The following is a 23,071-nucleotide window of genomic DNA, read 5'->3' on the forward strand; positions in this document are numbered from 1 at the left end:
CCCGGTGCACGACCTGAAGGAGCACCTGTGTCCCACCGCACCGCACCCGGCGCGCGCCGCCGTCGGGCCCGCGCCGCCGCCACCGCCCTCACGGCGGTCACCGCCCTCGCGCTCACCGCGTGCGCCGGCCCGAGCGTCGCCGGGGCCGACGGCGCCGGCACCGCGGGCGACGACGCGACGGCCGAGGCCGTCGACTGGTCGGCCGTCGAGCCCGCGTCCGAGATCACCTGGTGGAGCAACCACCCCGGCACGTCGCAGGAGATCGAGCAGGAGCTCATCGACCGGTTCGAGGAGGAGTCCGGCATCTCGGTCAACCTCGTGACCGCCGGCGCCAACTACGACGAGGTCGCGCAGCGCTTCCAGGCCGCGTCGCAGACCGACGAGCTGCCCGACGTCGTCATCGCGTCCGACGTCTGGTGGTTCCGCTACCACCTCAACGACCAGATCCTGCCGCTCGACGACGTGCTCGAGTTCGTCGAGGCCGACGCGGACGACTTCCAGCCCGCGCTCTACGCGGACTACGAGTACGACGACCAGCACTGGGCTGTGCCCTACGCGCGCTCGACGCCGCTCTTCTACTACAACAAGGACCTGTGGACGGCGGCCGGCCTGCCCGACCGCGGCCCCGAGACGTGGGAGGAGCTCGAGCAGTGGGACGCGTCCCTCAAGCCGCTCGTGCCGTCCGGCGGCTCGACGCTCGGCCTGTCCACCGGCCCGTCGTGGGGCGCGTGGTGGTTCGAGAACATGATCTGGGGCCAGGGCGGCGCGTACTCCGACGGGTTCGACCTCACGCTCGACTCGGAGGAGTCGGTCGCGGGCGGCCAGTTCCTGCACGACCTCTTCCACGAGAAGGGCGTCGCGACGCTCTCCGCGGACGACGCGATGGTCGACTTCTCGTCGGGTCTCATCGCCTCGACCATCGGCTCGACGGGCTCGCTCAAGGGCGCGCTCGACGCGGCGTCGTTCGAGGTGGGCACGGCCTACCTGCCCGACGGCCCCGACGGCGGCGGCACCCCGACCGGCGGCACCGGTCTCGCCATCCCGTCGTCGAAGTCGCCCGAGCAGCAGCTCGCCGCGGCGATGTTCCTCGCGTTCCTCACGGACACCGAGAACACCGCGTACTTCTCGCAGAACACGGGCTACATGCCGGTGCGCACGTCGGCCGTCGAGTCCGACACCATGAAGGCCATCTACGAGGCGACGCCGCAGTTCCGCACGGCCGTCGACCAGCTCGCCGACAAGGCGCGCCCCCAGGACGACGCGCGCGTCTTCATCCCGGGCGCCGACGCGCTGCTCAACGAGGCGATCGAGCAGATCGTCATCGAGGGCGCCGACCCGGCGGCCGCGTTCGAGTCCGTCGCGCCGCGCATCGAGACGGCGTACAGCGAGAACGTGGAGCCGTACCTGTGACGGCGACCGCCCTCGCGCCCACGGGCTCGGTGCCGGACCGGGCCGCGCGCCCGCGCGTGATCGCGCACCGCGGCAACAGCTCCGTCGCGCCGCAGAACACGCTCGCCGCGTTCGAGGCGGCGTGGCGGGCCGGCGCGCACAGCATCGAGATCGATGTGCAGCTCACGGCCGACGGCGAGCCCGTCGTCATCCACGACGACACCGTGGACGCGACGACGTCCGGCAGCGGCACGGTCGCGCGGCTCGACCGCGCGGCGATCCGGGCGCTCGACGCCGGGTCGTGGTTCTCCCCGGCGTTCGGCGGCCAGCGCGTGCCGACGTTCGCCGAGGTCGTCGACCTCCTCGTGCGGCGGCCGGGCACCGACCTGCTGCTCGAGCTCAAGGGGTCGTGGACGGTCGAGCAGGTGCGGCGCGTCACCGGGCCGATCCGCTTCGCGGGCATCGCCGACCGGGTCGTGGCGCAGAGCTTCTGGCCCGAGACGGTCGCCGCGTTGCGCGAGGCCGACCCGGGCCTGCGCCGCGGGCTGCTCGTCGTGGCGCTCGACGACGACGTGCTCGCGCGGTGCGCCGAGCTCGATGTCGTGACGTGCAACCCGATGGGCGCACTCCTCCTGGAGGACCCCGGCCTGGTGCAGCGCCTGCACGACGCCGGTCTCGAGGTCGCGGTCTGGACGCTCAACGAGCCCGCGCACTGGGCCGCCGCGGTCGACCTCGGGGTGGACGCGATCATCACCGACCGTCCCGACCGGCTCGCGGGCTGGCTCGCGGCCCGCGGGGCCTGAGGCCCGGACCGGTCGCACCGGGGTCGCGCGCCGGACGCTCGTCGTCCGGCGCGCGGCCCCGGTCTCGCGCCCCGCCGCGGACGCGTCCCGGGGTCAGCGCACGACGATGGTCGTGACGACGTCGGTCACGCTCGGCCGGGGCGGGGTCGACCCGAAGCCGAACCGGACCGGCGGGACGACGTCGCGCAGGTCGCCCAGCGACGTCCCGTCCCAGCACGTCTGCGCGGCGACGAGCGCGTGGACGTCCGTCGCGCCGTAGTGCTCGGTGCGCCCCGGCCCCGCGCTGCCCCGCGTCCGGACCCCGCGCAGCAGCGCGCGCGCGACGGGGTCGGTGAGCACGGTCGCGTGCCGCGACGTCGCGACGCGGTGCGGCACCGCGCGCAGCACGTGACCCAGGGTCGTGCGCGGCCCGACGGCGAGCCGCGCCTCGAGCGGCCCGGCCACCACGTGCCAGCCCGGCAGGCGGCCGCGGCCCGGTCGCGCACCCGCCGCGTGGTCGCGCGCGGCAGCGGGCACGGCGTGGGCCGGCTCGTCCGTGACGGCGACCGGCACCAGGACGACCCGGTCGAAGCGGTAGGTCGACGCGACGAGCTCCGCGACGGGGCGCGACGGCGCGAGGAGGATGCGCTCGCCGTCGGGCCGCTCGACCATGACGTCGGCGAACGCGCCGAACGGCGACGCGTCCCAGCGCCCGACGACGACCCGCGTCCCGGACGCCGTGCCCCAGCCCGCGATGCGGCCGCGGAACCGCAGGACGCTCGACATCCCGGCAGCGTAGGCCGCGCCCGGTGCGCCCGCCCCCGTTCGGCGCGCGAGCCGTCGCCCGGGGCGGGACGCTCGGGGGAGGCGGCGACCGCCGTCGGGCAGCAGGAGGTGACCCGTGCCGAAGACGACGCGTGACGGCGACGCGAAGCAGTCCGAGATCCCCAGCACGCTGCAGCGCTCGGACGAGAAGGCGCAGCGCACGTTCGCGAAGGCCTACGACGCCGCGATGGAGCAGTACGGCTCCGAGGAGCGCGCGCGGCGCGTGGCGTTCGCGGCGCTCAAGCACACGCACGAGAAGATCGGCGACCACTGGGAGCCGAAGGACGAGCCCGGCCCGTCCGACGACCGCGCCGAATAGGGCGGGCTCGACGCGAGCGCCGAGACCGCGGGCGGCGTCGACGCGAACGCGACCAAGGAGCACCTGCTCGACGTCGCGCGCCGGCTCGACGTCGACGGTCGCTCGACCATGACCAAGGACGAGCTCGTCGAGGCGATCCAGCGCGCCAACGACCGCGCGACCCGCCGCGCCCGCGGCGACTGACCCGCTGACCCCGCGACCCCACCTCTACCTCGCGCGACCGGGCCTCTACCTCGCCGAGGTAGAGCCCTGGTCCCGCGAGGTAGAGCCCTGGTCCCCGGGCGTCGGCGCGTCGGGGTCAAGCGGGCCGACGGCGGTGGGGGACCCGCACGCGGTCGAGGTCCTGTGCGACGGTGAGCTCGCCGTCGAACACCTCGCGGGCCTCGCACCAGAACTCCGTCGGGTCGGGGTAGCGCTGGGAGAAGTGCGTGAGGACGAGCGACCGGACGCCCGCCTCGGCCGCGACCGTCGCGGCCTGCCGGGCCGTGAGGTGGCCCCAGCGCTCGGCCTGCTCGCGGTCGCGGTCGAGGAACGTCGACTCGATGACGAGCAGGTCGACGCCGTCCGCGAGCCGGTGCACCGCGTCGCACAGGCGCGTGTCCATGACGAACGCGAACGACTGGCCGGGCCGGGGGCCGCTCACGTCGTCGAGGGTGACGGTCCGGCCGTCGGGCGTCGTGACGCGGCCCGCGCGCTGCAGCTCGCCCACGACCGGCCCCGCGAGCCCGTGACGGGCGAGGAGCGCGGGGTCGAGCGACCGGCCGTCGGGCTCGTCGAGGCGGTAGCCCACGGCCTCGATCGTGTGGTCGAGACGCTCGGCGCGGAGCGTGAAGCCCGGCTCGGGGCGGCCGGGGACGGGCGGGACCACGCCGTCCGTCGTAACCGGCTGGAGCGCCAGGTGGCCGCGGCGGTAGTGGGCGCTCGCGTCGAGCAGGTGGTTCACCCACCGCTGGCCCGACGCCGGGTAGGTCACCCCGATCGGGTGCCGCACCCCGTCGCCGCTGATGCGCTGGGAGACGCCCGCGAGGCCGAGGCTGTGGTCGCCGTGCAGGTGCGTGATCGCGATGCGCGTGAGGTCGGTCGCCGACACACCGGCGAACGTCATCTGGCGCTGGGTGCCTTCGCCGGGGTCGAAGAGGATCGCCTCGTCGTCCCAGAGCAGGACGTACCCGTTGTGGTTGCGCGTGCGGGTCGGGACCATGCTGGCCGTCCCCAGGACGACGAGCTCGCGGCGGGACATGCGCCCAGCGTGCCACGCTCGGGCGAAGCGGCGGCAGCTTCTCCGCGCTTAGGAGTGACGAATCGACTGGAGCGCCTGTCCGTTGTCAGACAGGGTCCAAAAGGTCCACCCGTTCCTGTTGGGATTGACCGCAGGGCGATAGTGCTGGACCACTGCGATAGCAGCGCCGCTCGGGCTCCGGTACGAACTTCCCTCGAGGGGCCCATCAAGGATCTCCACCTGTTGTGTGGCCGGGTTGTAGCTGGCGTTCGTCCGATGTCCCTCGTAGACCGCGTGGATGGCAATCCGATCCGCTACCTCGAGATCCGCTCCTGGCCCACTAGCGACATGCGTCCCTTCGACGAGGCGGCGGACGACGTCCCCGGGGCTGATGCCGGCGGTCTGCGCCGCCAGCCGAATGGCAATGGCGGTCGAGTCGTCGATCTCAATCGTTGGCACGACTTCTCCTCTGTTAGCACTATTAGTGCTAACAGTACTGGAGAGAAGTGCCGCTAGGCAAGATTCGTAGGGTGGCAGGAGACCACCACGAGAAACCGGAGAACCATGCGTCTGCTGCTCGTCCGTCACGGACAGACCCCGTCCAACGTCGCCGGCCTGCTCGACACCGCCCTGCCCGGCCCGGGCCTCACCGCCCTCGGGGCGCGCCAGGCGGCGGCGATCCCGGACGCGCTCTCGGGCCGCGTGGTCGACGGCGTCGCGGTGTCCACGCTCGTGCGCACGCACCTCACGGCCGCGCCGCTCGTCGAGCGCCACGGTCTGGAGCCGCTCGAGCTCGACGGGCTGCGCGAGGTCGACGCGGGCGACCTGGAGATGTCGGCCGACCACGACGACCACGCCCTCTACCTCGAGACGGTGTTCGCGTGGGGGCGCGGCGAGCCCGCCCGGCGGGTTCCCGGCGGTCCGGACGGCACCGAGTTCCTCGACCGCTACGACGACGCCCTCGCGGCCGTCGCGCGGACCGGGTGGGAGACCGCCGTCGTCGTGTCGCACGGCGCGGCGATCCGCGCGTGGGCGTGCGCGCGCGCCGCGGGCGTCGACGTCGACCGGCTCGCGTGGACCCCGCTCGCGAACACCGGGCTCGTCGAGGTCGAGGGGGACCCGGCGTCGGGCTGGCGGTTCGTCGGGCTGAGCGACGGGCCGCTGGGCGGCGCGTTCCTCGACGACCTCGTCGCGGAGGACCCGACGGGCGAGTCCGTCGACGAGGAGGAGCGCCGCGCCGCGGCGGACGACTGACCCCTACCACTCGGTCGGAATGACGCAATGATTCGATCATTACGACATCCCGCCGCATCGCACGGATCTAGCGGTCGTCACGTTCGTGACATACGCTCGACGGATGGCCGACGCACCGCTGCCCGCGCCGAACGAGCGCGCGCTCGAGTCCGACATCGTCACGGACCTGCGCGAGCAGATGACGTACGGGTCGTACCTGCACCTCGACACGCTGCTGGCCGCGCAGGAGCCCGTGAGCGACCCGGAGCACCACGACGAGATGCTGTTCATCGTGCAGCACCAGACGACGGAGCTCTGGCTCAAGCTCGTGCTGCACGAGCTGCTCTCCGCGCGCGACCTGCTCGCCGCCGATGAGCTGGGCGCCGCGCTCAAGCGCATCGCGCGCGTCAAGCACGTGCAACGGACGCTCACCGAGCAGTGGTCCGTCCTCGCGACGCTCACGCCGAGCGAGTACGCGCAGTTCCGCGGGTTCCTCGGGCACGCGTCCGGCTTCCAGTCGTGGCAGTACCGCGCGGTCGAGTTCCTGCTGGGGAACAAGAACGCGCGGATGCTCGACGTGTTCGACGCCGAGCCCGACGCGCGCGCCGAGCTCGCCCGCCTGCTCGCCGAGCCGAGCGTCTACGACGAGTTCCTGCGCCACCTCGCGCGGCACGGCCACGACGTCCCGCAGCGCGTCCTGGACCGCGACGTCACGGTCGCGCACACGCTCGACGACGACCTCGTCGAGGTCTTCCGGCGCATCTACGACGACCCGGAGACGTACTGGTCGGCGTACGAGACGTGCGAGGAGCTCGTCGACCTGGAGGACAACTTCCAGCTCTGGCGGTTCCGCCACATGAAGACGGTGCTGCGCATCATCGGCACCAAGCGCGGAACGGGCGGGTCGAGCGGCGTCGGCTTCCTCCAGCGCGCCCTCGACCTCACGTTCTTCCCCGAGCTGTTCGCCGTCCGCACCGAGATCGGGCGGTCGTGAGCCTCGGCCGGGCGGGCGACGGCGGCACCTGGCTCCCGCCGCTCGCGGACGCGCACGTGCACCTCGGCCTCGTCGACCCGGTCGCCGTGCGGCGCGGCGGGATCGCCGTCGTCTACGACCTCGGGTGGGTGCCCGACGTCGCGCGCACCTGGCCCGGACGGCCCGGCTTCCCGGCGGTCGCGTTCGCGGGCGCGTTCCTCACCGCCCCCGGCGGCTACCCGTCGGACCGGTCGTGGGCGCCCGCCGGGTCGGTCGAGGAGGTCGGCTCGCCCGAGGCGGCCGTCGCCGCCGTCGACCGCCAGGTCGCCGCGGGGGCCTCGTTCGTCAAGGTCGCCCTGCACTCCGGCGCCGGCCCGGTGCCCGACGACGCCACGCTCGCCGCGCTCGTCGGCCACGCCCACGCGCGGGGCCGGGACGTCGTCGCGCACGTGGAGGGGCGCGGCATGGCGGCCCGCGCGTTCGAGGCGGGCGTCGACCGGCTGGCGCACGCCCCGTTCAGCGAGCGCCTGCCCGACGACCTCCTGGCGGCGATGGCCGGTCCCCGCCCCGCCGACCACGCCCCAACACCCGGTCGAGCACGGGATCACCGACGAAAGACGGTCGAGAACGGCCCTAACCCCGTGTTCGGCGGGGTGGGCCGGGTGGGTCCGGTGGGTCCGGTGGGGCGGGTGAGCTGGGTGAGCACGCTCGACGTGCACGGGTGGGGGAGCCCGACGGCCGAGCAGGACGTCGCGATCGACAACGTGCGGCGGTTCGTCGCGCTGGGCGGGACGGTCGTCTACGGCACCGACCTCGGCAACGGCCCGCTCCCGCCCGGTGTGAACGCCCGTGAGCTGCGGGCGCTCGCGGAGGCCGGCCTCGACGCGCGTGCCCTCCTGGGCGCGATCGCGCACGACGGCGCCGCGCCCGACCCCGACGCCGCCGCGACCTGGGTCCCCGGCGACCCGCCCGACCTCGACGACCCCGACGACGTGGCCGCGTGGTTCGCGCGCGCCGTCGTCGTGGCGCGACCCGAGCCCCACGGTGCGCCGCGCGCACCCCGCACCCCGGAGGACCGGCGATGACCCACACGACCGACGCCACGACCACCGACCACGCCGCGCGGTCGGCCGCGCTCGACGCGGCGGACCCGCTCGCGCGGTTCCGCGACGCGTTCGTCGCGTCCGACGAGGTGACCGCCTACCTCGACGGGAACTCGCTCGGCCGGCCGACGCGCGCGTCGGCGGAACGGCTCGCGCGGTTCGCGACCGACGTCTGGGGAGCGCGGCTCATCCGCGGCTGGGACGAGGAGTGGTACGAGCTCCCGCTGACGCTGGGCGACCGGATCGGCGCGGTGACCCTCGGCGCGGCGGCGGGCCAGACGTTCGTCGGGGACTCGACGACGGTGATCCTCTACAAGCTCGTGCGCGCCGCGCTCTCGGCGCCGCAGGTCGCGGGTCGCGACGAGATCGTGCTCGACGCCGGGAACTTCCCGACGGACCGGTACGTGCTGGAGGGCGTCGCGCGCGAGCACGGCGCGACGCTGCGGTGGATCACGCCCGACCACGACGGCGGCGTGACCCCGGAGCAGGTGGCGGAGGTCCTCTCCGACCGCACCGCGCTCGTGCTGCTCAGCCACGTCGCGTACCGGTCGGGGTACGTGAGCGACGCCGCCGCGATCACGACCCTCGCGCACGACGCCGGGGCGCTCGTCCTGTGGGACCTGTGCCACTCCGCGGGCGCGGTCCCCGTCGAGCTCGACGCGTGGGGCGTCGACCTCGCGGCGGGCTGCACGTACAAGTACCTCAACGGGGGTCCCGGCGCGCCCGCGTTCGGCTACGTGCGCGCCGACCTCCAGGGCGCGCTCACGCAGCCGATCCAGGGCTGGATGGGGAGCGCGGCGCCGTTCGAGATGGGTCCGGCGTACGCGCCGCACGACGGCGTCCGGCGCTTCCTCTCGGGGACGCCCGCGATCGTCGGGATGCTCGCGATGCAGGACATGCTCGACCTCGTGGACGCGGCCGGGATGGCGGCGGTCCGCGCGAAGTCCGTCGCGCTCACCGAGCACGCGACCGCCCTCGTGGACGACCTGGTGCTCCCGCTCGGCGCCCGGTACGCGTCGCCGCGCGACCCCGAGCGCCGGGGGAGCCACGTGACCGTCGACCACGACGCGTTCGAGGCCACGCTCCCGCTGCTCTGGGAGCGCGGCGTGATCCCCGACTTCCGCCGCCCGAACGGCCTGCGCCTCGGCCTGTCCCCGCTCTCGACGAGCTTCGACGAGGTGCGCGTCGGTGTCGAGGCGGTGCGCGACGCCCTGGCCGAGGTCCTCGACCGCACGACCGCGCCGGGCGCGGCCGAGTCCGCGTGATCCTCGACGACCTCGACTCCCGGCCCGGGAGCACGACGTCGTTGCTGCGCACCGTCGTCGGGCTGTACGTCCGGGACCTGGGCGGTGCGGTCGCGGTGGCGGAACTGGTCGACCTGCTCGGCGCGCTCGGCGTGCCGCCCGCGGGGGCGCGCAGCGCGGTCTCGCGCGTCAAGGCCAAGGGTCTGCTCGTGCCCGAGACGCTCGACGACGGCCGCGCCGGGTACCGGCTCGCGCCCGACGCCGGGCCGATGCTCGCGCGCGGCGACCGGCGCATCTTCGGCTACCGGCAGCAGGGCGGCGGCGACCCGTGGTGCCTCGTGTCGTACTCGTTGCCGGAGGAACGGCGTGACGCGCGGCACCAGCTGCGCCGGCACCTCGCGTGGATCGGTGCGGGGAGCGTCGCGGACGGGCTGTGGATCACGCCGGGTCACCTCGTGGACGAGGTCGAGGAGATCCTCGTGGCGCTGGAGGTCCGCGACGCCGCGACGGTGTTCCTCGCGGGGGCGCCGCGCGTCGCGGGGTCGTTCGCGGACGCGGCGTCGCGCTGGTGGGACCTCGACCGGGTCGCGGCGCTGCACCGCGCGTTCCTCGCCCGGCACGACGACGCGGGGGCCGACGGCGCCCCGTCCGCGCGAGCGGACGAGCCGCGCGACGCGTTCGCGCGCTGGGTGCGGGCCGTGGACGACTGGCGGCCGATCCCGTACGCCGACCCCGGGCTGCCGTCGGCCGCGCTGCCCGCAGACTGGCCCGGGACGGCGAGCGTCGCGCTCTTCGGCCGGCTCGGGCGCGGGCTCGCGGACGCCGCGTCTCGCCACGTCCGGGTCGTCGTCGGGCGTCGAGGGGAGCACAGTGAGGGGATGAGCGACGTGACGCAGGACCTCCCGGCTGCGGTGCGGACCCTCGTCGAGGCGACGAACGCAGGCGACACCGCCCGGTTCCTCACCGCGTTCACCGAGGACGCCGTCCTCGACGACGGGAGCCGCCGCTTCCGCGGCCGCACCGAGCTCGCGAGCTGGGACCGGACGGACAACATCGGCAAGCGCTCGCACTTCGACGTCTCCGGGCTGCGGCCGGGGGCCACACCCGACGAGGTGCTGCTCGACCTCACGGTCTCGGGGGACGGGTACAACGGGCCGGGCACGTTCACCGTCCGCCTGCGCGACGGGCTGATCGCGAGCCTCGTCATCTCCTGACGTGGTGCGGCGCGCACGCGCCGCCTCTCGAAGATCCTCGGACGCCCGACATGACCGACAGGTCCGGCCGCCCGTGCGCACGGTGAGGTGGGGTCGATCACACCGGCGCGACTTCACCCGGCACGCGTTCTGGACGCTCGTCCAGTTCGGCCTACGGTGAGAGGGACGGGCCAGTCCCGGTCCGTCGGGACCGACCCCTTCCCCCACCCGATGGAGCTGTCCGCTCGATGCTGCCCTCACGTCTGTTGCCGCAGTCAACCACTCGTTCCGGCCGACGCCGCACCGCTGCCGCAGCCGTCGTCGCGCTGGCCGGCGCCGCGCTCGTGCTGCCCGCGTCGGGCGCCGTCGCCGCCGACGCACCGGTGAACCCGTTCGACCTGGCCGGGGGGTTCAGCGTCTACGCCCGCGAGGACGCCCACCTCGGCAACCACGAGACGGAAGGCTCGGTCGCGGTCGGCGGCGAGCTGTCCGTCCGTGCCGACGGGGGTATGTACGCGATCCTCCACCAGGCGGCCGGGACGGCCGACTACACGATCCCCACCGTCGACGGCGACCCCACCCGTCTCCTCGTGGGCGGCTACGCACCGACGTCGGGGACGGTCCAGATCACGAACGGCGGGGCGCCCGCGGACCGGGGCGCAGCGCTCCAGGGCTACCTCAAGGTCGTGGGTGACGACCCGGCGTTCGGCACGTACCAGCGCGCCGACTGGGTGCGGTACCGCACGGCGCTCGACGACTCGCCCGCCGTCGACGCCACGAACCAGAAGTGGCCGGACGGCGCCGCGACGGTGGCGACGGAGCGCGGCTCCGTGGCGGCGTACGTCGAGACGGGCGCCACGGGGGCCGCCGAGGTCCGCCGGTGCCTCGCCGACCTCGTGCCGAGCGGCGCGGCGCACGTGCTCTCCGTGACGGAGGACGTCGGCGACCGCGTCGTCCTCTCCCCGCTCGACGCCGGGCGGCCGAACGTCGTCGACTACGCGGCGATCGCGGACGCGTACACCGTGCAGTTCGCCGACGGCGTGCTCCCGTCGGCCGACGCCCCGCTCATCGTCTCCGTCCCCGCCGGGACGACCGACCTGAAGGGCTCCGTGTTCGGCGAGGCAGGCAAGGCGGCCTCGTTCGTGATGTGGGACCTGTCGCGGCTCGGCGGCCCGGTCACGCTCGGTGCCGGCGGGGCACGCCTGGACGGGTCGGTGTACGCGCCGACCGCCGACCTCACCGTCGAGGCGTCCCCGATCGACGGGCAGGTCGTGGCGCGCGACCTCACCCTGCTCGGCGGGGAGGCGCACGCCTACCTCTTCGCCGGGTCGATCCCGTGCGGCACCGTGCCCGCCGAGAGCGGCAGCCTCACGGTGACCAAGCGGGTGCTGGGCGACGCCGCCTCGGTCGTCCCCGCGGGCACCGCGTTCACCGTCGCGTACGCCGTCGACGGGTCGGCGGGCGAGCTCACGCTCCCCGTGGACGGTACGGCGACCCTCGACGACCTCCCGCTCGGGGCCGAGGTGGTGCTGGGCGAGCCCGACTTCCCCACGGTCGAGGGCGTGGAGTGGGGCGCGCCGACGTGGCAGGTCGACGGTGGCACGGTCGAGCCGGGCGACGACGGCACGGTGCGCGTGGAGGTCTCAACGAGCGCGGCCGTCGCCGTGGAGCTGACCAACACCGCCGACGAGCCGGGCGCGACCACACCGACGACGCCGACCGATCCCGCGGTCCCGACCGACCCCACGCACCCGACCGTGCCCACGACGCCCGACGTGCCGGGCACGCCCGACGGGCCGGGAGCACCGGCCGACGGTGGCACGGGTGGTCTCGCGACGACCGGCGTGCAGGCCGCCGGTGTCGCGATCGTCGCGCTCCTGCTCGTCGCGCTCGGCACGGGCGTCCTCGTCCTCCGGCGGCGCCAGGGCGCCTGAGCCGCCTTCCCCTCGTCGCAGGCCTCGACGCCGCGTCCCTTCCGGGGCGCGGCGTCGTGCGTCTCCCGGGCCGGGCGGAGGACGGCCATCTGGCCGCCGCCGCGCGTTCACCGCGACGACGCGTGGGAGCCATCCCCGCTCCCTACTGTGACAGCGCTTCCCACCACGGGTCCGACGCCGCCACGGTGGTCCGACGGTCGTCGCCGCGCGGACCCCTGACCTGCGAAGGAACCCATGAACCCGCACGCCTCCCGGCTGCCCGGCGCGCTCGCTCGCGCGGCGGCGTCGGCGCTCGCCGTCTCGCTCGTCGGCACGGCGCTCGTCGCCGCGACCGCGACCTCGACGGCCGCCGCCGACGAGTCCCTGCTCTCGACGTCCGGCACGACCTGGCGCTACCTCGACGACAACACGAACCCGGCGGGATCCGCCGTGGACCAGCGCGTGTGGACGACCACCGCCTTCGACGACTCCGCGTGGAGGTCCGCGACGGGCGCGTTCGGAGCGAAGCGCGGCGCAGCGACGGGTATCGGCGCCGCCTTCCCGATCACGACGCTCCTCACCCAGTACATCGAGGGCACGACGACGGACGTCCCCACGTTCTTCTTCCGCACCGACGTGGAGCTCACCGCGGCGGACCTCGACGGCGTCCCGGCGTTCGAGGGCGAGATCGTCTACGACGACGCCGCGATCGTCTACGTGAACGGCGAGGAGGTCGTGCGCCTGGGTGACGACGACCGGAAGATCACCGAGAACCTCCAGTACCACGGCAACGGTCGCACGGACCCGGTGACGGGCACGTTCGTCGTCCCGGCCGACGCGTTCGAGCCCGGCGAGAACACGATCTCCGTCGCGCTCTACCAGGACGCGCCGACGAGCTCGGACATCTACCTCGACGTGCGGTCGCTCGTCCCGACGCACGGCGAGGTGCGCGACGTCGCGCTGAACGTCGGCGCGGACGAGACGCAGGCCAACGTCGCGTGGTTCTCGACGCTGCCCGGCGCGGGCGAGGTCCAGTGGGCCCGGGTCGACGAGACGGGCGGCGAGGTCGACTGGCGGACGGCGGCGACGTCGTCGTCCCGGAACGGCGCGGCCGCGGACGGCGCGACGTACCACCACGCCACGATCACCGGGCTCGAGGAGGACGCGGCGTACGTGTACCGCGTGGGCAGCGCGGCGACCGGCTGGTCCGAGCCGTCGACGTTCACGACGGGGACGTTCGGGGACGAGTTCTCCGCGCTGTTCGTCGGCGACGCGCAGATCGGTGCGAGCGGCAACGCCGCGAACGACGCGGCACGCTGGGCCGCCAACCTCGACACCATGACCGAGCGGCACCCGGACACCGCGTTCCTCATCTCCGCGGGCGACCAGGTCGAGAACGCGGGCAGCAGCCAGCAGTACGCGGGCTTCCTCGCGCCGCGCCAGATGCGCGAGCTGCGCTTCGCCGTCCAGGACGGCAACCACGACACCGCGTCGGCGCTCTACGACCAGCACTACGCGATGCCGAACCTCTCGACCGAGCAGCGCCGCGACTACTGGTACGCGTACAACAACGTGCTCGTCGTCGCGATCGACTCGAACGACTCGTCCGCGACGCAGATCGCGGGGCACGAGGCGTTCGTGCGCGACGTGGTCGGCACGCACGGCGACGAGTACGACTGGGTCGTCGTGACGTTCCACCACTCGCTCTACAGCCAGGCGTTCCACTCGCGCGACACGGACGTGGTGCGCCTGCGCGAGGCGCTCTCGCCGGTCTTCAGCGACCTCGGCGTCGACCTCGTCCTCGCGGGCCACGACCACATCTACACCCGCTCGTACCTCATGGAGGGCGCGACGCCGGTCGTCCCGGCCGCGGCGCCGGCCGAGGGCGACGTGCTCACCCCGGAGGAGGACCAGGTCCTCTACCTCACGGGCAACTCGTCGTCGGGCTCGAAGTTCTACGACTTCGACGGCGCCAAGCCGTGGACGGCGCGCTGGGAGCAGTCGCGCGAGGCCAGCTACTCCGACCTCGACGTCACGCCCACGTCGCTCACCGTCACCACGTACGCGACCGGGTCGCAGCGCGTGGTCGACCGGGTGACGCTCCAGCGCGAGGACGAGGCGGGCCCCGCGCTCGCCGTCGAGACCAGCGCCCGCTGCCTCGCGGGCACGGCGTACGTCGCGGTCCGCGCGACGAACACCGGTGACATCCCGGCCGACGTCACCCTCGCGACGCCGTTCGGCACGCGCACGGTCGCGGCGGTCGCGCCCGGCAAGGCCGCGTACCAGTCGTTCTCGACGCGGGCGGTCGCGGCCGACGCCGGGTCCGTCACCGTCACGGGCACCCTGCCCGACGGCGGCGCCTCCTCCGCCCAGGACGTCGCCTTCCCGGCGGTCTCCTGCGGCTGAGGCCCCTCGTCCTGCCGGTGGCGCGGACGCGCTGCCGGCTCAGGCGGGGTCGTCGAGCGGCTGCACGACGACCCCGCCGAACCGCGCCTCCTGCGCGCGGAGCGCGACGCCGTCGATCCAGACCCTCCCCGCGAGCACGTCGGCCGACGCGGGCGATCCGTCCGGGCGCTGCGCGGTGTACCCGCCCGTGATGGTCGCGTTCGCCAGCACGACGGGACGACCCTCCTCGTCGGTGACGCCCTGCGCGCACCACCCGCACACGTGGCGCGGGTAGCGGGGGTTCTCGCGGAGCAGCGTCCCGCACAGCGGGCAGTGCTGCACGGGGCGCGCGTCGCCGTCGGGCAGGACGAGCGCCTCGGAGCGCACGAGGCCGCCCTGGGCGGTGCGGCGCGCCAGCGCCGTGAGCACGCGGCGGCCGATCCCGGGCCAGCCGTGGACGGCCGCGGACCACTCCTCGGGCACCGCGCGAGCGCCGTACCGCGCGCCCAGCAGGCTGCCCGCGATCGCCGCGACGGTATCGGTGTCGCCGCCGACGGCGACCGCGGCCTGGAGCGCCGCCACCAGGTGGTCCCGACCCGCGAACCGCGAGCGCTCGGGCGGGGACGTCGTCGCGATCGCGCGCCACGCCGCCTGGAGCGCGGTCACCGTGAAGCCGTTCTGCCGGAGGTCGGCCTCGGGCCGGGCGGACTCCGCGTCCGCGACCCACGCTGACCAGCGCGCGGCGGCCTCCGCGTCGAGCAGGTCGAGGCCGGCCCGCACGTCGAGCCGCTGCGCGGTCACCGCGACGCGCACGGCCTCCGACCACAGCACGCACGACTCGGCGGCGAGCGGGTCGGTGTGCGTGATCTCGGCGACGGCGCGCGCCGCGCGGGCGGTCGCGTCCCGGTCGCCGAGCGCGACGAGCCCGACGACGCCCGTCCGCATGAGCGCGCCGTTCCCCGCCGTGCGACCGGTCGCCGCATGGAGCGCGGCGGACGCCTCGCGCAGGCGCGTCGCGGCAGGTCCCCGGCGGGCGGCGGCGTCGCGCAGCACGGCGGCGGTCTGCGTCCCGACGTCGGTCGCGCCCCCGGTGCGCCACGCCTCGAACGCGGCCGCGACCTCGTCGAGCGGCGTCGCCCCGAACGCGTCCGGCACGGGGGAGAGGACGTCGTGCGCCGCGGTCACGCGCGCGACGCACACCGACATCTGGGTGTCGTCGCTCCACTCGCCGGGCGCGTACGGGCCGAGCCCGCCCCCGCGCATGACCGCGACCTCGTCACGGTGCCCGGGCCCGGGCGGCTGCGCGAACTCGTACGGCACACCGAGCGCGTCGCCCGCCGCCTGCGCGAGCAGCACGCCCGACGCGCGGTCGAGCAGGCCGTGGTCGAGCGGGTCGAGGGGTGCCGGGCGGGGAACGGGCGTCGTCGTCACGTCGCGATCGTGCCACGATGACCGCATGACGACGCCCGACGACCTCGCCGCCCTCGTCGCCTCCGTCGAGGCGGACGAGCGCGACCTCGTGCTCCGCACGTTCACGCACGACGACGCGTGGCGGCTCGGCTGCCTCCTCGTCGAGCTCGCCGACGAGCGCGACCTGCCCGTGACGATCGACGTCCGCAAGGGGCCGCAGCAGGTGTTCCACGCCGCGCGCGCGGGCACGACACCCGACAACGACACCTGGGTCGAGCGCAAGGTGCGGGTCGTCGAGCGGTTCGGGGCGTCGTCGTACCTCGTGGGCCTGCGGGCCCAGGCGACGGGGACGTCGTTCAACGAGAAGCACGACCTCCCGCTCCAGGAGTACGCCGCGCACGGCGGCGCGTTCCCCGTCCGCGTGGAGGGCGTCGGGATCGTCGGCGTCGTCACCGTGTCCGGGCTCGCCCAGGGCGACGACCACGCGCTCGTCACCGAGGCCCTGCGGTCGTTCCTCGGCCGCGCGGGCGCGGCCGAGGGTTGACCACCTACTCGCAGGCCACGCCGTCGCCGTCGCGGTCGAGCTTGGGGGCGTAGCCCGGCTCGCCGCGGAGCAGCGGGGCCGCGCCGGCGGCCCGCACCGCGTCGCAGTTCTGGTAGTACGTGGACGTGCTGCCGCCGGTGTCGGCGACGCCCGCCGGTGCGCTGGGACGGGTCTGCTGGGCCGAGCGGGCCGCCGCGGCGGTCGCCTCCGCCTGGGCGACAGCGGCCTCACGACCCTCGACGTCGGTCACCCGGGTCGCCAGCTCGGCCTCGACGGTCGCGACCGCGCCCTCGCGCGCCGTGACCTCGGCCTCCGACGACTGGAGCGCCGTCGCCCGCTCGTCCAGCTCGGCCTGGGTCGCCTGCGCGGCGACGGTCTGCTCCTCGAGCGCGGTCCGCTCGGCGTCCAGCTCGGCACGCTCGCCCTCGACCTCGTCCTGCTCGTCGGCCGTCTGCGCGACGAGGGTCCTCGCCTCGTCCAGCGCCCGGCCGGAGCTGCCCTGCCCGACCAGGAGCCCGACGACGAACAGGGCGACGCCCGCCGCGGTCAGCAGGGCTGCCCGGCGCCCGCGTCGAGGCCGCGTGGCCCCGGCCGGCGGCGCGGCGGTCTCCTCGACCCAGAACGTCCATCCCTCCGGCGCGGACGGCCAGGCAGGGTCCGGGGCCCAGCCCGGCTCGGGGCGCCAGTCTCCGGGGGCCACGGGCCAGCCGGGAGGGGCGTTGAATCTCTGGGCCATGCGTCGTCCTCGTCTCGCGGTCACCGCGTCGACGTCGACGGGCACGACCGAAGCCCCGGGGGGCGTGACGTGAACGCTAACGTGGTGTCAGCCGCCTCGGGGAGGGCCTGACGGGGTGAAAGGGACGTCAGTCCCAGCGGATCGGGACGTCCTCGAACGTCGGCCACGTCGGGACGACGTTCACGTACAGCGACTCGAGCGACGCGTCGAGCGGGCGCGGCAGGTACACCTCGTAGCCCACCGTGCGTCCGACGCTCGTACGCGCGAACAGCGGCTCGGTCTCGAGCTCGCGTGCCCCGCTGCCGCGGACCGGTGCGTACGAGACCAGCGCGCGGGGGTCGACGGCCGACGGGTGCAGCTCTCCTGCACCCGTCATGGCGTACACGCTGATGCGTTCCTCGTCACCGTCCACAGGGCCGAGCGGCGTGAGCTGGAGGCGCAGGCGCATGAGAGATCCGCGGACCACGATCGGCTCGATGCCGACGCGGACCTCCTCCTGGCGGCCGTCCTCGTTCGGGACGACGACCGTCTTCTCGACGACGGGCTCGGTGTCCGTCACGGGCTCCACGCGCGGGCGGTCGCCCGGCACGAGCTCCGCGGTGACGGGATCGAGCTCGTGCTCCTCGACCTCGAGGCCGCGCTCGCCCGGGGTCGTCCCGGAGTAGCGGAGCTCGACACGGCGGTTCTGGGCACGGTCGTCCGCGACGTCGTCACCGCCCTCCTCGACCTTGAGGCGCGTCTCCCCGTACCCCTGCGCCTCGAACGTGACGTCGGGTCGTACCGTCGCGGCAGCGTCGACGACGGCCTGCGCGCGCCGCTGCGAGAGGTCCATGTTGTCCGCCTCCTCGCCCACCGAGTCGGTGTGCCCGGCGACGCTCGCCGTCACACCGTCGGGCAGCTCGGCGGCGATCTCCTGCACGCGCTCGACGGCGGCCTGGGAGAGCTCGGCCGAGCCGACGTCGAACAGGACGTCGGTCTCGAGCGTGACGACGACCTCGTCCGCCTCGACCTCGACGTACTCGAGCGACGTGACGGCACCGGCGAGCTCGAACGTCGTCGCGACCCCCGGGTCGAACCGGGTCGTCGCACGGTCGAGGTCCTCCCGGGCGGGCGCGCCGCCGAGGTCGTCGAGGGTGAGCGGGTCGACGCCCGGGTCGAAGCCCTGCTCGTCCTCGCTCGCCGCGGCCGGGGTGCCGGACAGCGGACCCAGCACGAGCGCGACCGCCAGGGCACCGGCCGCCGTCGCGTGACGGCGCCTCACTCCTCGCTCTCCCAGGTCACGGGCACGTCCTCGAAGGCGGGCCAGGCGTCGTGGAGACGGACGTCCACGGTGCGGGGCTCTCCCTCCGGGCGGGGGAACCATGCCTGGTAGAGCAGCGGCCTGCCGTTGACGGTGTCCGCGGTGACGGGGTCCGTCGAGAGCTTCTGCCCGGACGCGGAGACGACGTCGTACTGCGTCAGCGCACCGACGTCGACGATCCGCGGGTTGTGGTCCTTGCCGAGCATGTCGTACACCGAGTACGTCTCGGCGGAGTCGTCGCCCGCGAAGTGCGGGGTCATGAGGACGCGGAGCTCCACCGTCGAGCCGTCCGCGACGAGGGACACGAGGCCGAGCGTGACCTCGTCCTCCGCCGACCCCGGGACCGGCAGGCGCGTCTCGAGGATCGGCTCGTACTCGGCGGCACCCACCACGACAGGAGTCGGCCCGTCCTCGGCCTCTCCCGTGCACGCGCCCAGGCTGAGGGCGGCGGTGAGGCCGAGGGCGCCGACGAGGGCGCGGCGTCGCAGCGTCGACCACCGCGTGCGAGGCAGGGTCGAGCGCGGTCTCCGGAGGCTCGTCATGGCACGGAGGTTAGCCGAACACGCGGCTCCCGTCGGCCACCGGACAGGGGGAGAGGTCCCCATCCGGAGGTCGGACGGGGCCGGCACCACGAGGGTGCCGGCCCCGCCGTCCGACCGCGCAGGGGCGTGCGCGGCCGGGTAGGAGGGCCGGCGCGACGCCGGGCGTCGCGCCGGCGGTGCGGCGTCAGGCCGCGCGCGTGACCTCGATGCGCTGGGGAGCGCGGCCGGCGAACACGCCGGCGACGGTCACGGTGAGCACGCCCGCGTCGTAGGACGCGCGGACGGCGTCGGCCTCCGCGGTCTTCGGCAGGGTGACGGTGCGGCGGAACTCGCCGAACCGGACCTCGCGGACGCGGCGCCCGGCCGGGGCGGCCTCGGCCGCCTCGTCGGTGCCCGCCGCGGGCTGCTCGCCCTCGGCCTGCTCGGCGTCGTCGGACGCCTCCTCGGCCGGAGCCTCGACGACGCGCTGGTCACGACGCTCGCCGCGGACGACGAGCCGGCGACCCTCGAGCTCGACGGTGACGTCGCGCTCCGGGTCGACGCCCGGCAGGTCGAAGCGGGCGACGAGGTCGTCGCCCTCGCGGTAGACGTCGGCGGCGGGCACGAAGCCCGTGGGGGCGACGCCCGCGCCGGACGGGCGCGTCCAGAGCTGGCGCACGAGCCGCTCGGTGGGGAGCGGACGGAACGGCGCCACGGTGTAGGTGCTGATCATGGTGGTCCTCCAGGTCGGTCGTGCCACGGGGGCCGTGGCGTCTGACCTGTGCAACCTTGAGCGTGCCCCGCTCAGTCCCGAGTTCGCGCACGACGGACGGCCTCAGCGGCGGCGCGCCGCCCGGCGGGCCTTGCGCGCGGCCGCGGCGCGCTCCTCGGCGGCGTCGAGCCGCTCGTCGACCGCGTCGAGCGCCTCCCGCGCGGCGGACTCCGCGTCCCGGGCGTCGCTCAGGCGGGCGCGCAGCGCCTCGCGCTCGTCGGCGAGCCGCGCGAGCTCGTCCTCGACGCGGGCGAGCTCGTCCTCCACCTGCCCGACGGCGTCCCCCGCCTCGCGCGCGCGGGCGTCGGCGTCGTCGCGCTCGGCCTCCAGCCGGTCGACCTCGGCCGCGCTCTCCTCGACCTCGCGCTCGGCCGCCTCCTGGGCGTCCTCCTCGGCGTCGGCCGGGGGCTCCTCGTCGCCGTCGGTCGTCCCGCCGCCGTCCGTGACTGCGCCCGTGCGCGCGCGCAGCTCGACGACGTCGGCCGGCTCGCCGCCCTCGTCGACGATCCCGAACCCGACGTGCTGGAGCGCCTGCGACAACCGGCCTGCTCGGACGAGCGCGCCCGCGTCGGGGTCCATCACCGCTGCCGTGAGAGTCTCCGCGAGCCGGTCGACCGCCGTCCCGGACACCGCACGGCCCGCGATCTCGCCGGCGTCGCGCACCTCCCCGACGACGCGCTCCACCCGCTCGCGCCGCAGCCGGTCGAGCGTGCGCAGGCGGGTGCGGTCGCGGTCGGCCGTCGCGTCGCGCAGCTCGTCCCCGAGGCTCACGAGCGCGGCGACGTCGTCCGACCGCTCGCGCGCCACCTGGTTCACGACCCACGCCGCCACCGTCGGCTTCGTGAGCCGGCCGACGCGCTCCGCACCGACCGCGTCGCCCGACGCCTTGACCCGCTTCGCGGCGGCCGTGCGCGCCACGACGAACTGCTCGAGCGGGAGTGCGAAGAGGCCGTCGACGAGCGCGTCGACGTCGAGCGCGTCGTCGGTCATGCCGTCTCCCGTGCCGCGCGTGGTCATGACTCCCAGCGTCGCACCCCGGGGGCCGCCGTGCTCTGGCCACGTTCGTGAGGGCCGAGCAGCAATTCACCCGCTCGGCCCTGTCCGCGGCCACGAAGGCTGGGGGACTCTGGAGGTCAGGCTGGCGAGGGGGAATGATGAAACGACGATTCTGGGGTCTTGTCGGGGTGGCGATGGTGTCGCTCACGGCCTGCACGGGAAGCCCTGCGGAACCCGCGACGGTGACGGTGACCGAGACGCAAGAAGCGGAGGCGCAGGGCACGGGACCAGAGCCCACAATGGCCGAGGAGAGCGCTCCGGAGCAGCCCACGACGGCTGACGCGGGCTCAGGTGCCACCGGCGCCACGGAGCAGACGTTCACCATGCCGGCGGTGGTCGGCCAGAACCTCCAGGATGCCCAGGACCTGCTGCAGACCATGGACTCTTACGTGATGGATCAGCAGGACGCGACGGGTCTGGAGCGTCTCGCGATCGACGACTCGAACTGGACAGTCTGCGCGCAGGACCCGGCGCCGGGTGCGGTGGTACCGATCTCGACGGTGGTGACGTTGGCGGCGGTCAAGCTCGACGAGACGTGCCCGTGAGACTGTCCCGCACGGGACCGGTCGCAGTTCACGCTGCCCGTGCACCGGAAACGGCGAGCAGGCGCTCGAACGCCGCCTCGGTGACGACCGGGACGCCGTAGCGGCGGGCGGTGCGGGCCTTCGTCGAGAGGGAGTCGGGGTCGGCGGCGACGAGGAGCCGCGTGCGGCGCGTGACGTAGGGCCAGGGGGAGAGGCCCGCGGCGCGGACGTCGCGCTCCCAGGCCTCCCGCGTCCGCGACATCGAGCCGGTGAGCACGACCTCGTCGCCCGCGGCGAGCACGAACGCGGGTCGGGCCGGGACCGTGGCGCCCAGGGCGGCGGCCCCCGGTGCCGCGGTGCCCGGGGCCCCGACGTCCGCGACCGCGTCGACCAGGCGCGTCCCGAGCGCCGCCTCGACGGCTCCCGCGACGTCGTCGGCGTCGAGGCCGAGCTGCCCCGCGACCTCGTGCAGCGCCGGGTCGTCGCGCAGCGCCGCGCCGTCGTCGCGGTCGCCCGTGGCGGTCGTCCCGTCGAGCGCGTCGAGCTCGGCCCGGGCCAGCGCGGCCAGGTAGTCGCGGTGCAGGGTCTCGACCGTCGCGCGGTCGAGCCCGGCGTGCCGGGCCTCCGCGAGCAGCGCGGCCCGCTCGGCGTGCGAGACGTAGCGGTCGAGGAGCGCCTCGTCGAGCAGGCGCAGGTACGTGCTCACGTCGCGCCGCGCGTCCGCTCCCGGGGCACCGGGCGGGGACGGGTCCGGAACGGCGGGAGGGTCGGCGAGCGCCGCGAGCCAGTGCCCGCGGGCGCGGCTGGCGCCGCGCAGCACCGGCTCGCCACCGGGCAGGACGGCGGGCAGCGACCAGCGGACGCCGTCCGCCGCGGCGCGCGCGACGGCCCAGCACTCGTCGTCGGACGCGACGTCGAGGTAGTACCCGAGCAGCCCCGCGGTGGCGCGCGCGTCGCCCAGGGCCGAGTGGACGCCGTCGTGCACGACGCCGACGGCCGCGCAGCACGCGGCCAGCGCCCGCGAGCCCGTGAGGTAGCGGCTCGCGAGCTGCTGCGTGCACAGGCACGCGACGGGGTCGATGGCCGCGGCGATCCCGGCACGCCCGATCTCGGCGCGCAGGAAGCGCGTGTCGAACGCCGCGTTGTGGGCCACCAGCACGCGCCCGGCGAGCAGGCGCAGGAGCGCGGGCGCGACGCGGTCGAACGTCGGCGCGAGCGCGACGTCCGCCGCGGCGATGCCGTGCACGTGCTGCGGCCCGAGGTCGCGCTCGGGGTTGACCAAGGTGGACCACTCGTCCTCGACGCGACCGGCGTCGTCCACGAGGACGACCGCGACCTCGGCGACGCGGTCGCCGAGGCGGGGCGAGAACCCCGTGGTCTCGAGGTCGACGACGGCGAATCCGGGCACGGGCACAGTCTGCCCGACGTCGCCCACGACCTGCTCCGGCGCCGCGGCCGTTACGGTCGTGTGAACTCCTCACGCTCGTGCCGCCCGGGGGTTCCGCGCGCGGCCCGGGAGGCATACGCTCGCGAGCACACGAGCCTCCGCAGCGTCGCGTCTCGTGTGCGACTCGGCCGCACCCCGACACGACCGGGGGTGGTCCGCGGGGGCCACTGTCGAGGAGGATGC

Annotated in this window: 20 protein-coding genes and 1 pseudogene; 12 read left to right on the forward strand and 9 right to left on the reverse strand. The window is 75.1% G+C overall.

Features of this window, described 5'->3' with window-relative positions; all coding sequences use genetic code 11:
- Positions 1 to 27 precede the first annotated feature (27 nt).
- Both E1O70_RS02315 and E1O70_RS02320 read left to right on the forward strand, forming a co-directional pair.
- Complete coding sequence (locus E1O70_RS02315; RefSeq protein WP_061267859.1) at positions 28 to 1,410, forward strand: ABC transporter substrate-binding protein; 1,383 nt, start codon at positions 28 to 30, stop codon at positions 1,408 to 1,410.
- Positions 1,407 to 2,192, forward strand: coding sequence for a glycerophosphodiester phosphodiesterase (locus E1O70_RS02320; RefSeq protein WP_061267858.1), 786 nt, complete (start codon positions 1,407 to 1,409; stop codon positions 2,190 to 2,192). The genes E1O70_RS02315 and E1O70_RS02320 overlap by 4 nt, the downstream gene beginning before the upstream one ends.
- Before the next feature lie 93 nt (positions 2,193 to 2,285).
- Here E1O70_RS02320 and E1O70_RS02325 read toward each other — a convergent pair whose 3' ends face one another.
- Positions 2,286 to 2,957, reverse strand: a complete 672-nt coding sequence (locus tag E1O70_RS02325; protein ID WP_061267857.1) for a hypothetical protein — start codon at positions 2,955 to 2,957, stop codon at positions 2,286 to 2,288.
- Between the two features lie 115 nt (positions 2,958 to 3,072).
- On the opposite strand from E1O70_RS02325, the pseudogene E1O70_RS02330 reads away from it, so the two are divergent.
- Positions 3,073 to 3,498: pseudogene (locus tag E1O70_RS02330) on the forward strand (ChaB family protein).
- A 115-nt stretch (positions 3,499 to 3,613) separates the two neighbouring features.
- Here E1O70_RS02330 and E1O70_RS02335 read toward each other — a convergent pair.
- Positions 3,614 to 4,555, reverse strand: a complete 942-nt coding sequence (locus tag E1O70_RS02335; RefSeq protein WP_061267856.1) for a ribonuclease Z — start codon at positions 4,553 to 4,555, stop codon at positions 3,614 to 3,616.
- A gap of 543 nt (positions 4,556 to 5,098) precedes the next feature.
- Between E1O70_RS02335 and E1O70_RS02340 the strand changes: the two genes are divergently transcribed.
- From E1O70_RS02340 to E1O70_RS02370, 7 genes are all read left to right on the forward strand, one after another.
- Positions 5,099 to 5,788, forward strand: coding sequence for a histidine phosphatase family protein (locus tag E1O70_RS02340; protein WP_061267854.1), 690 nt, complete (start codon positions 5,099 to 5,101; stop codon positions 5,786 to 5,788).
- Positions 5,789 to 5,891: 103 nt separating this feature from the next.
- Complete coding sequence (locus E1O70_RS02345; RefSeq protein ID WP_061267853.1) at positions 5,892 to 6,761, forward strand: tryptophan 2,3-dioxygenase; 870 nt, start codon at positions 5,892 to 5,894, stop codon at positions 6,759 to 6,761.
- Entirely contained in the window at positions 6,758 to 7,825 is a 1,068-nt protein-coding gene (locus E1O70_RS20065; protein ID WP_061267852.1) for an amidohydrolase family protein, read from the forward strand. Before E1O70_RS02345 ends, E1O70_RS20065 begins: the two co-directional genes overlap by 4 nt.
- A complete protein-coding gene (gene kynU / locus E1O70_RS02355) occupies positions 7,822 to 9,108 on the forward strand; it encodes a kynureninase (protein WP_061267851.1) in 1,287 nt (428 codons plus the stop codon). The genes E1O70_RS20065 and kynU overlap by 4 nt, the downstream gene beginning before the upstream one ends.
- Positions 9,105 to 10,301, forward strand: a complete 1,197-nt coding sequence (locus tag E1O70_RS02360) for a PaaX family transcriptional regulator C-terminal domain-containing protein (RefSeq protein ID WP_082774483.1) — start codon at positions 9,105 to 9,107, stop codon at positions 10,299 to 10,301. Before kynU ends, E1O70_RS02360 begins: the two co-directional genes overlap by 4 nt.
- A gap of 227 nt (positions 10,302 to 10,528) precedes the next feature.
- Complete coding sequence (locus E1O70_RS02365; protein WP_082774482.1) at positions 10,529 to 12,214, forward strand: collagen-binding domain-containing protein; 1,686 nt, start codon at positions 10,529 to 10,531, stop codon at positions 12,212 to 12,214.
- A gap of 234 nt (positions 12,215 to 12,448) precedes the next feature.
- Complete coding sequence (locus E1O70_RS02370; protein ID WP_061267849.1) at positions 12,449 to 14,599, forward strand: purple acid phosphatase family protein; 2,151 nt, start codon at positions 12,449 to 12,451, stop codon at positions 14,597 to 14,599.
- A gap of 39 nt (positions 14,600 to 14,638) precedes the next feature.
- On the opposite strand, the gene E1O70_RS02375 is transcribed toward E1O70_RS02370, so the two are convergent.
- Positions 14,639 to 16,009, reverse strand: a complete 1,371-nt coding sequence (locus E1O70_RS02375) for an ADP-ribosylglycohydrolase family protein (RefSeq protein ID WP_240696569.1) — start codon at positions 16,007 to 16,009, stop codon at positions 14,639 to 14,641.
- A 25-nt stretch (positions 16,010 to 16,034) separates the two neighbouring features.
- On the opposite strand from E1O70_RS02375, the gene E1O70_RS02380 reads away from it, so the two are divergent.
- On the forward strand, positions 16,035 to 16,532 hold the full coding sequence (locus tag E1O70_RS02380; RefSeq protein ID WP_061267848.1) for a heme-degrading domain-containing protein: 498 nt from the start codon (positions 16,035 to 16,037) through the stop codon (positions 16,530 to 16,532).
- Positions 16,533 to 16,536: 4 nt separating this feature from the next.
- Here the strand turns inward: E1O70_RS02380 and E1O70_RS20070 are convergent, their stop codons facing one another.
- The 5 genes from E1O70_RS20070 to E1O70_RS19805 form a co-directional block, all read right to left on the reverse strand.
- A complete protein-coding gene (locus E1O70_RS20070) occupies positions 16,537 to 17,268 on the reverse strand; it encodes an excalibur calcium-binding domain-containing protein (RefSeq protein WP_061267847.1) in 732 nt (243 codons plus the stop codon).
- A 127-nt stretch (positions 17,269 to 17,395) separates the two neighbouring features.
- On the reverse strand, positions 17,396 to 18,529 hold the full coding sequence (locus E1O70_RS02390; RefSeq protein ID WP_061267846.1) for an OmpA family protein: 1,134 nt from the start codon (positions 18,527 to 18,529) through the stop codon (positions 17,396 to 17,398).
- Positions 18,526 to 19,110 carry a hypothetical protein gene (locus tag E1O70_RS02395; RefSeq protein ID WP_061267845.1) on the reverse strand — a complete coding sequence of 195 codons (585 nt, stop codon included), beginning with the start codon at positions 19,108 to 19,110 and terminating at the stop codon, positions 18,526 to 18,528. The genes E1O70_RS02390 and E1O70_RS02395 overlap by 4 nt, the downstream gene beginning before the upstream one ends.
- A gap of 184 nt (positions 19,111 to 19,294) precedes the next feature.
- Positions 19,295 to 19,822 (reverse strand): Hsp20/alpha crystallin family protein, encoded by a 528-nt coding sequence (locus E1O70_RS02400; protein WP_061267844.1) that lies wholly within the window; start codon positions 19,820 to 19,822, stop codon positions 19,295 to 19,297.
- A gap of 102 nt (positions 19,823 to 19,924) precedes the next feature.
- Complete coding sequence (locus tag E1O70_RS19805) at positions 19,925 to 20,878, reverse strand: hypothetical protein (RefSeq protein ID WP_082774481.1); 954 nt, start codon at positions 20,876 to 20,878, stop codon at positions 19,925 to 19,927.
- A 137-nt stretch (positions 20,879 to 21,015) separates the two neighbouring features.
- Here E1O70_RS19805 and E1O70_RS02410 point away from each other — a divergent pair, with 137 nt between their 5' ends.
- Positions 21,016 to 21,462 carry a PASTA domain-containing protein gene (locus tag E1O70_RS02410; RefSeq protein WP_163188778.1) on the forward strand — a complete coding sequence of 149 codons (447 nt, stop codon included), beginning with the start codon at positions 21,016 to 21,018 and terminating at the stop codon, positions 21,460 to 21,462.
- 28 nt (positions 21,463 to 21,490) lie between these two features.
- Here E1O70_RS02410 and E1O70_RS02415 read toward each other — a convergent pair whose 3' ends face one another.
- Positions 21,491 to 22,849, reverse strand: a complete 1,359-nt coding sequence (locus E1O70_RS02415) for an exonuclease domain-containing protein (RefSeq protein ID WP_167496893.1) — start codon at positions 22,847 to 22,849, stop codon at positions 21,491 to 21,493.
- Positions 22,850 to 23,071: the final 222 nt, after the last annotated feature.

The organism is Cellulosimicrobium funkei, from assembly GCF_004519295.1.
GTDB classification, from domain to species: Bacteria; Actinomycetota; Actinomycetes; order Actinomycetales; family Cellulomonadaceae; genus Cellulosimicrobium; species Cellulosimicrobium funkei.

Bases quoted from the DNA above. Each gene is read 5' to 3' on its own strand.
- E1O70_RS02325 (WP_061267857.1), bottom strand. From the start codon at position 2,957: ATGTCGAGCGTCCTGCGGTTCCGCGGCCGCATCGCGGGCTGGGGCACG.
- E1O70_RS02335 (WP_061267856.1), bottom strand. From the start codon at position 4,555: ATGTCCCGCCGCGAGCTCGTCGTCCTGGGGACGGCCAGCATGGTCCCG.
- E1O70_RS02340 (WP_061267854.1), top strand. From the start codon at position 5,099: ATGCGTCTGCTGCTCGTCCGTCACGGACAGACCCCGTCCAACGTCGCC.
- E1O70_RS02345 (WP_061267853.1), top strand. From the start codon at position 5,892: ATGGCCGACGCACCGCTGCCCGCGCCGAACGAGCGCGCGCTCGAGTCC.
- kynU (WP_061267851.1), top strand. From the start codon at position 7,822: ATGACCCACACGACCGACGCCACGACCACCGACCACGCCGCGCGGTCG.
- E1O70_RS02365 (WP_082774482.1), top strand. From the start codon at position 10,529: ATGCTGCCCTCACGTCTGTTGCCGCAGTCAACCACTCGTTCCGGCCGA.
- E1O70_RS02370 (WP_061267849.1), top strand. From the start codon at position 12,449: ATGAACCCGCACGCCTCCCGGCTGCCCGGCGCGCTCGCTCGCGCGGCG.
- E1O70_RS02380 (WP_061267848.1), top strand. From the start codon at position 16,035: ATGACGACGCCCGACGACCTCGCCGCCCTCGTCGCCTCCGTCGAGGCG.
- E1O70_RS20070 (WP_061267847.1), bottom strand. From the start codon at position 17,268: ATGGCCCAGAGATTCAACGCCCCTCCCGGCTGGCCCGTGGCCCCCGGA.
- E1O70_RS02395 (WP_061267845.1), bottom strand. From the start codon at position 19,110: ATGACGAGCCTCCGGAGACCGCGCTCGACCCTGCCTCGCACGCGGTGG.
- E1O70_RS02400 (WP_061267844.1), bottom strand. From the start codon at position 19,822: ATGATCAGCACCTACACCGTGGCGCCGTTCCGTCCGCTCCCCACCGAG.
- E1O70_RS19805 (WP_082774481.1), bottom strand. From the start codon at position 20,878: ATGACCACGCGCGGCACGGGAGACGGCATGACCGACGACGCGCTCGAC.
- E1O70_RS02410 (WP_163188778.1), top strand. From the start codon at position 21,016: ATGAAACGACGATTCTGGGGTCTTGTCGGGGTGGCGATGGTGTCGCTC.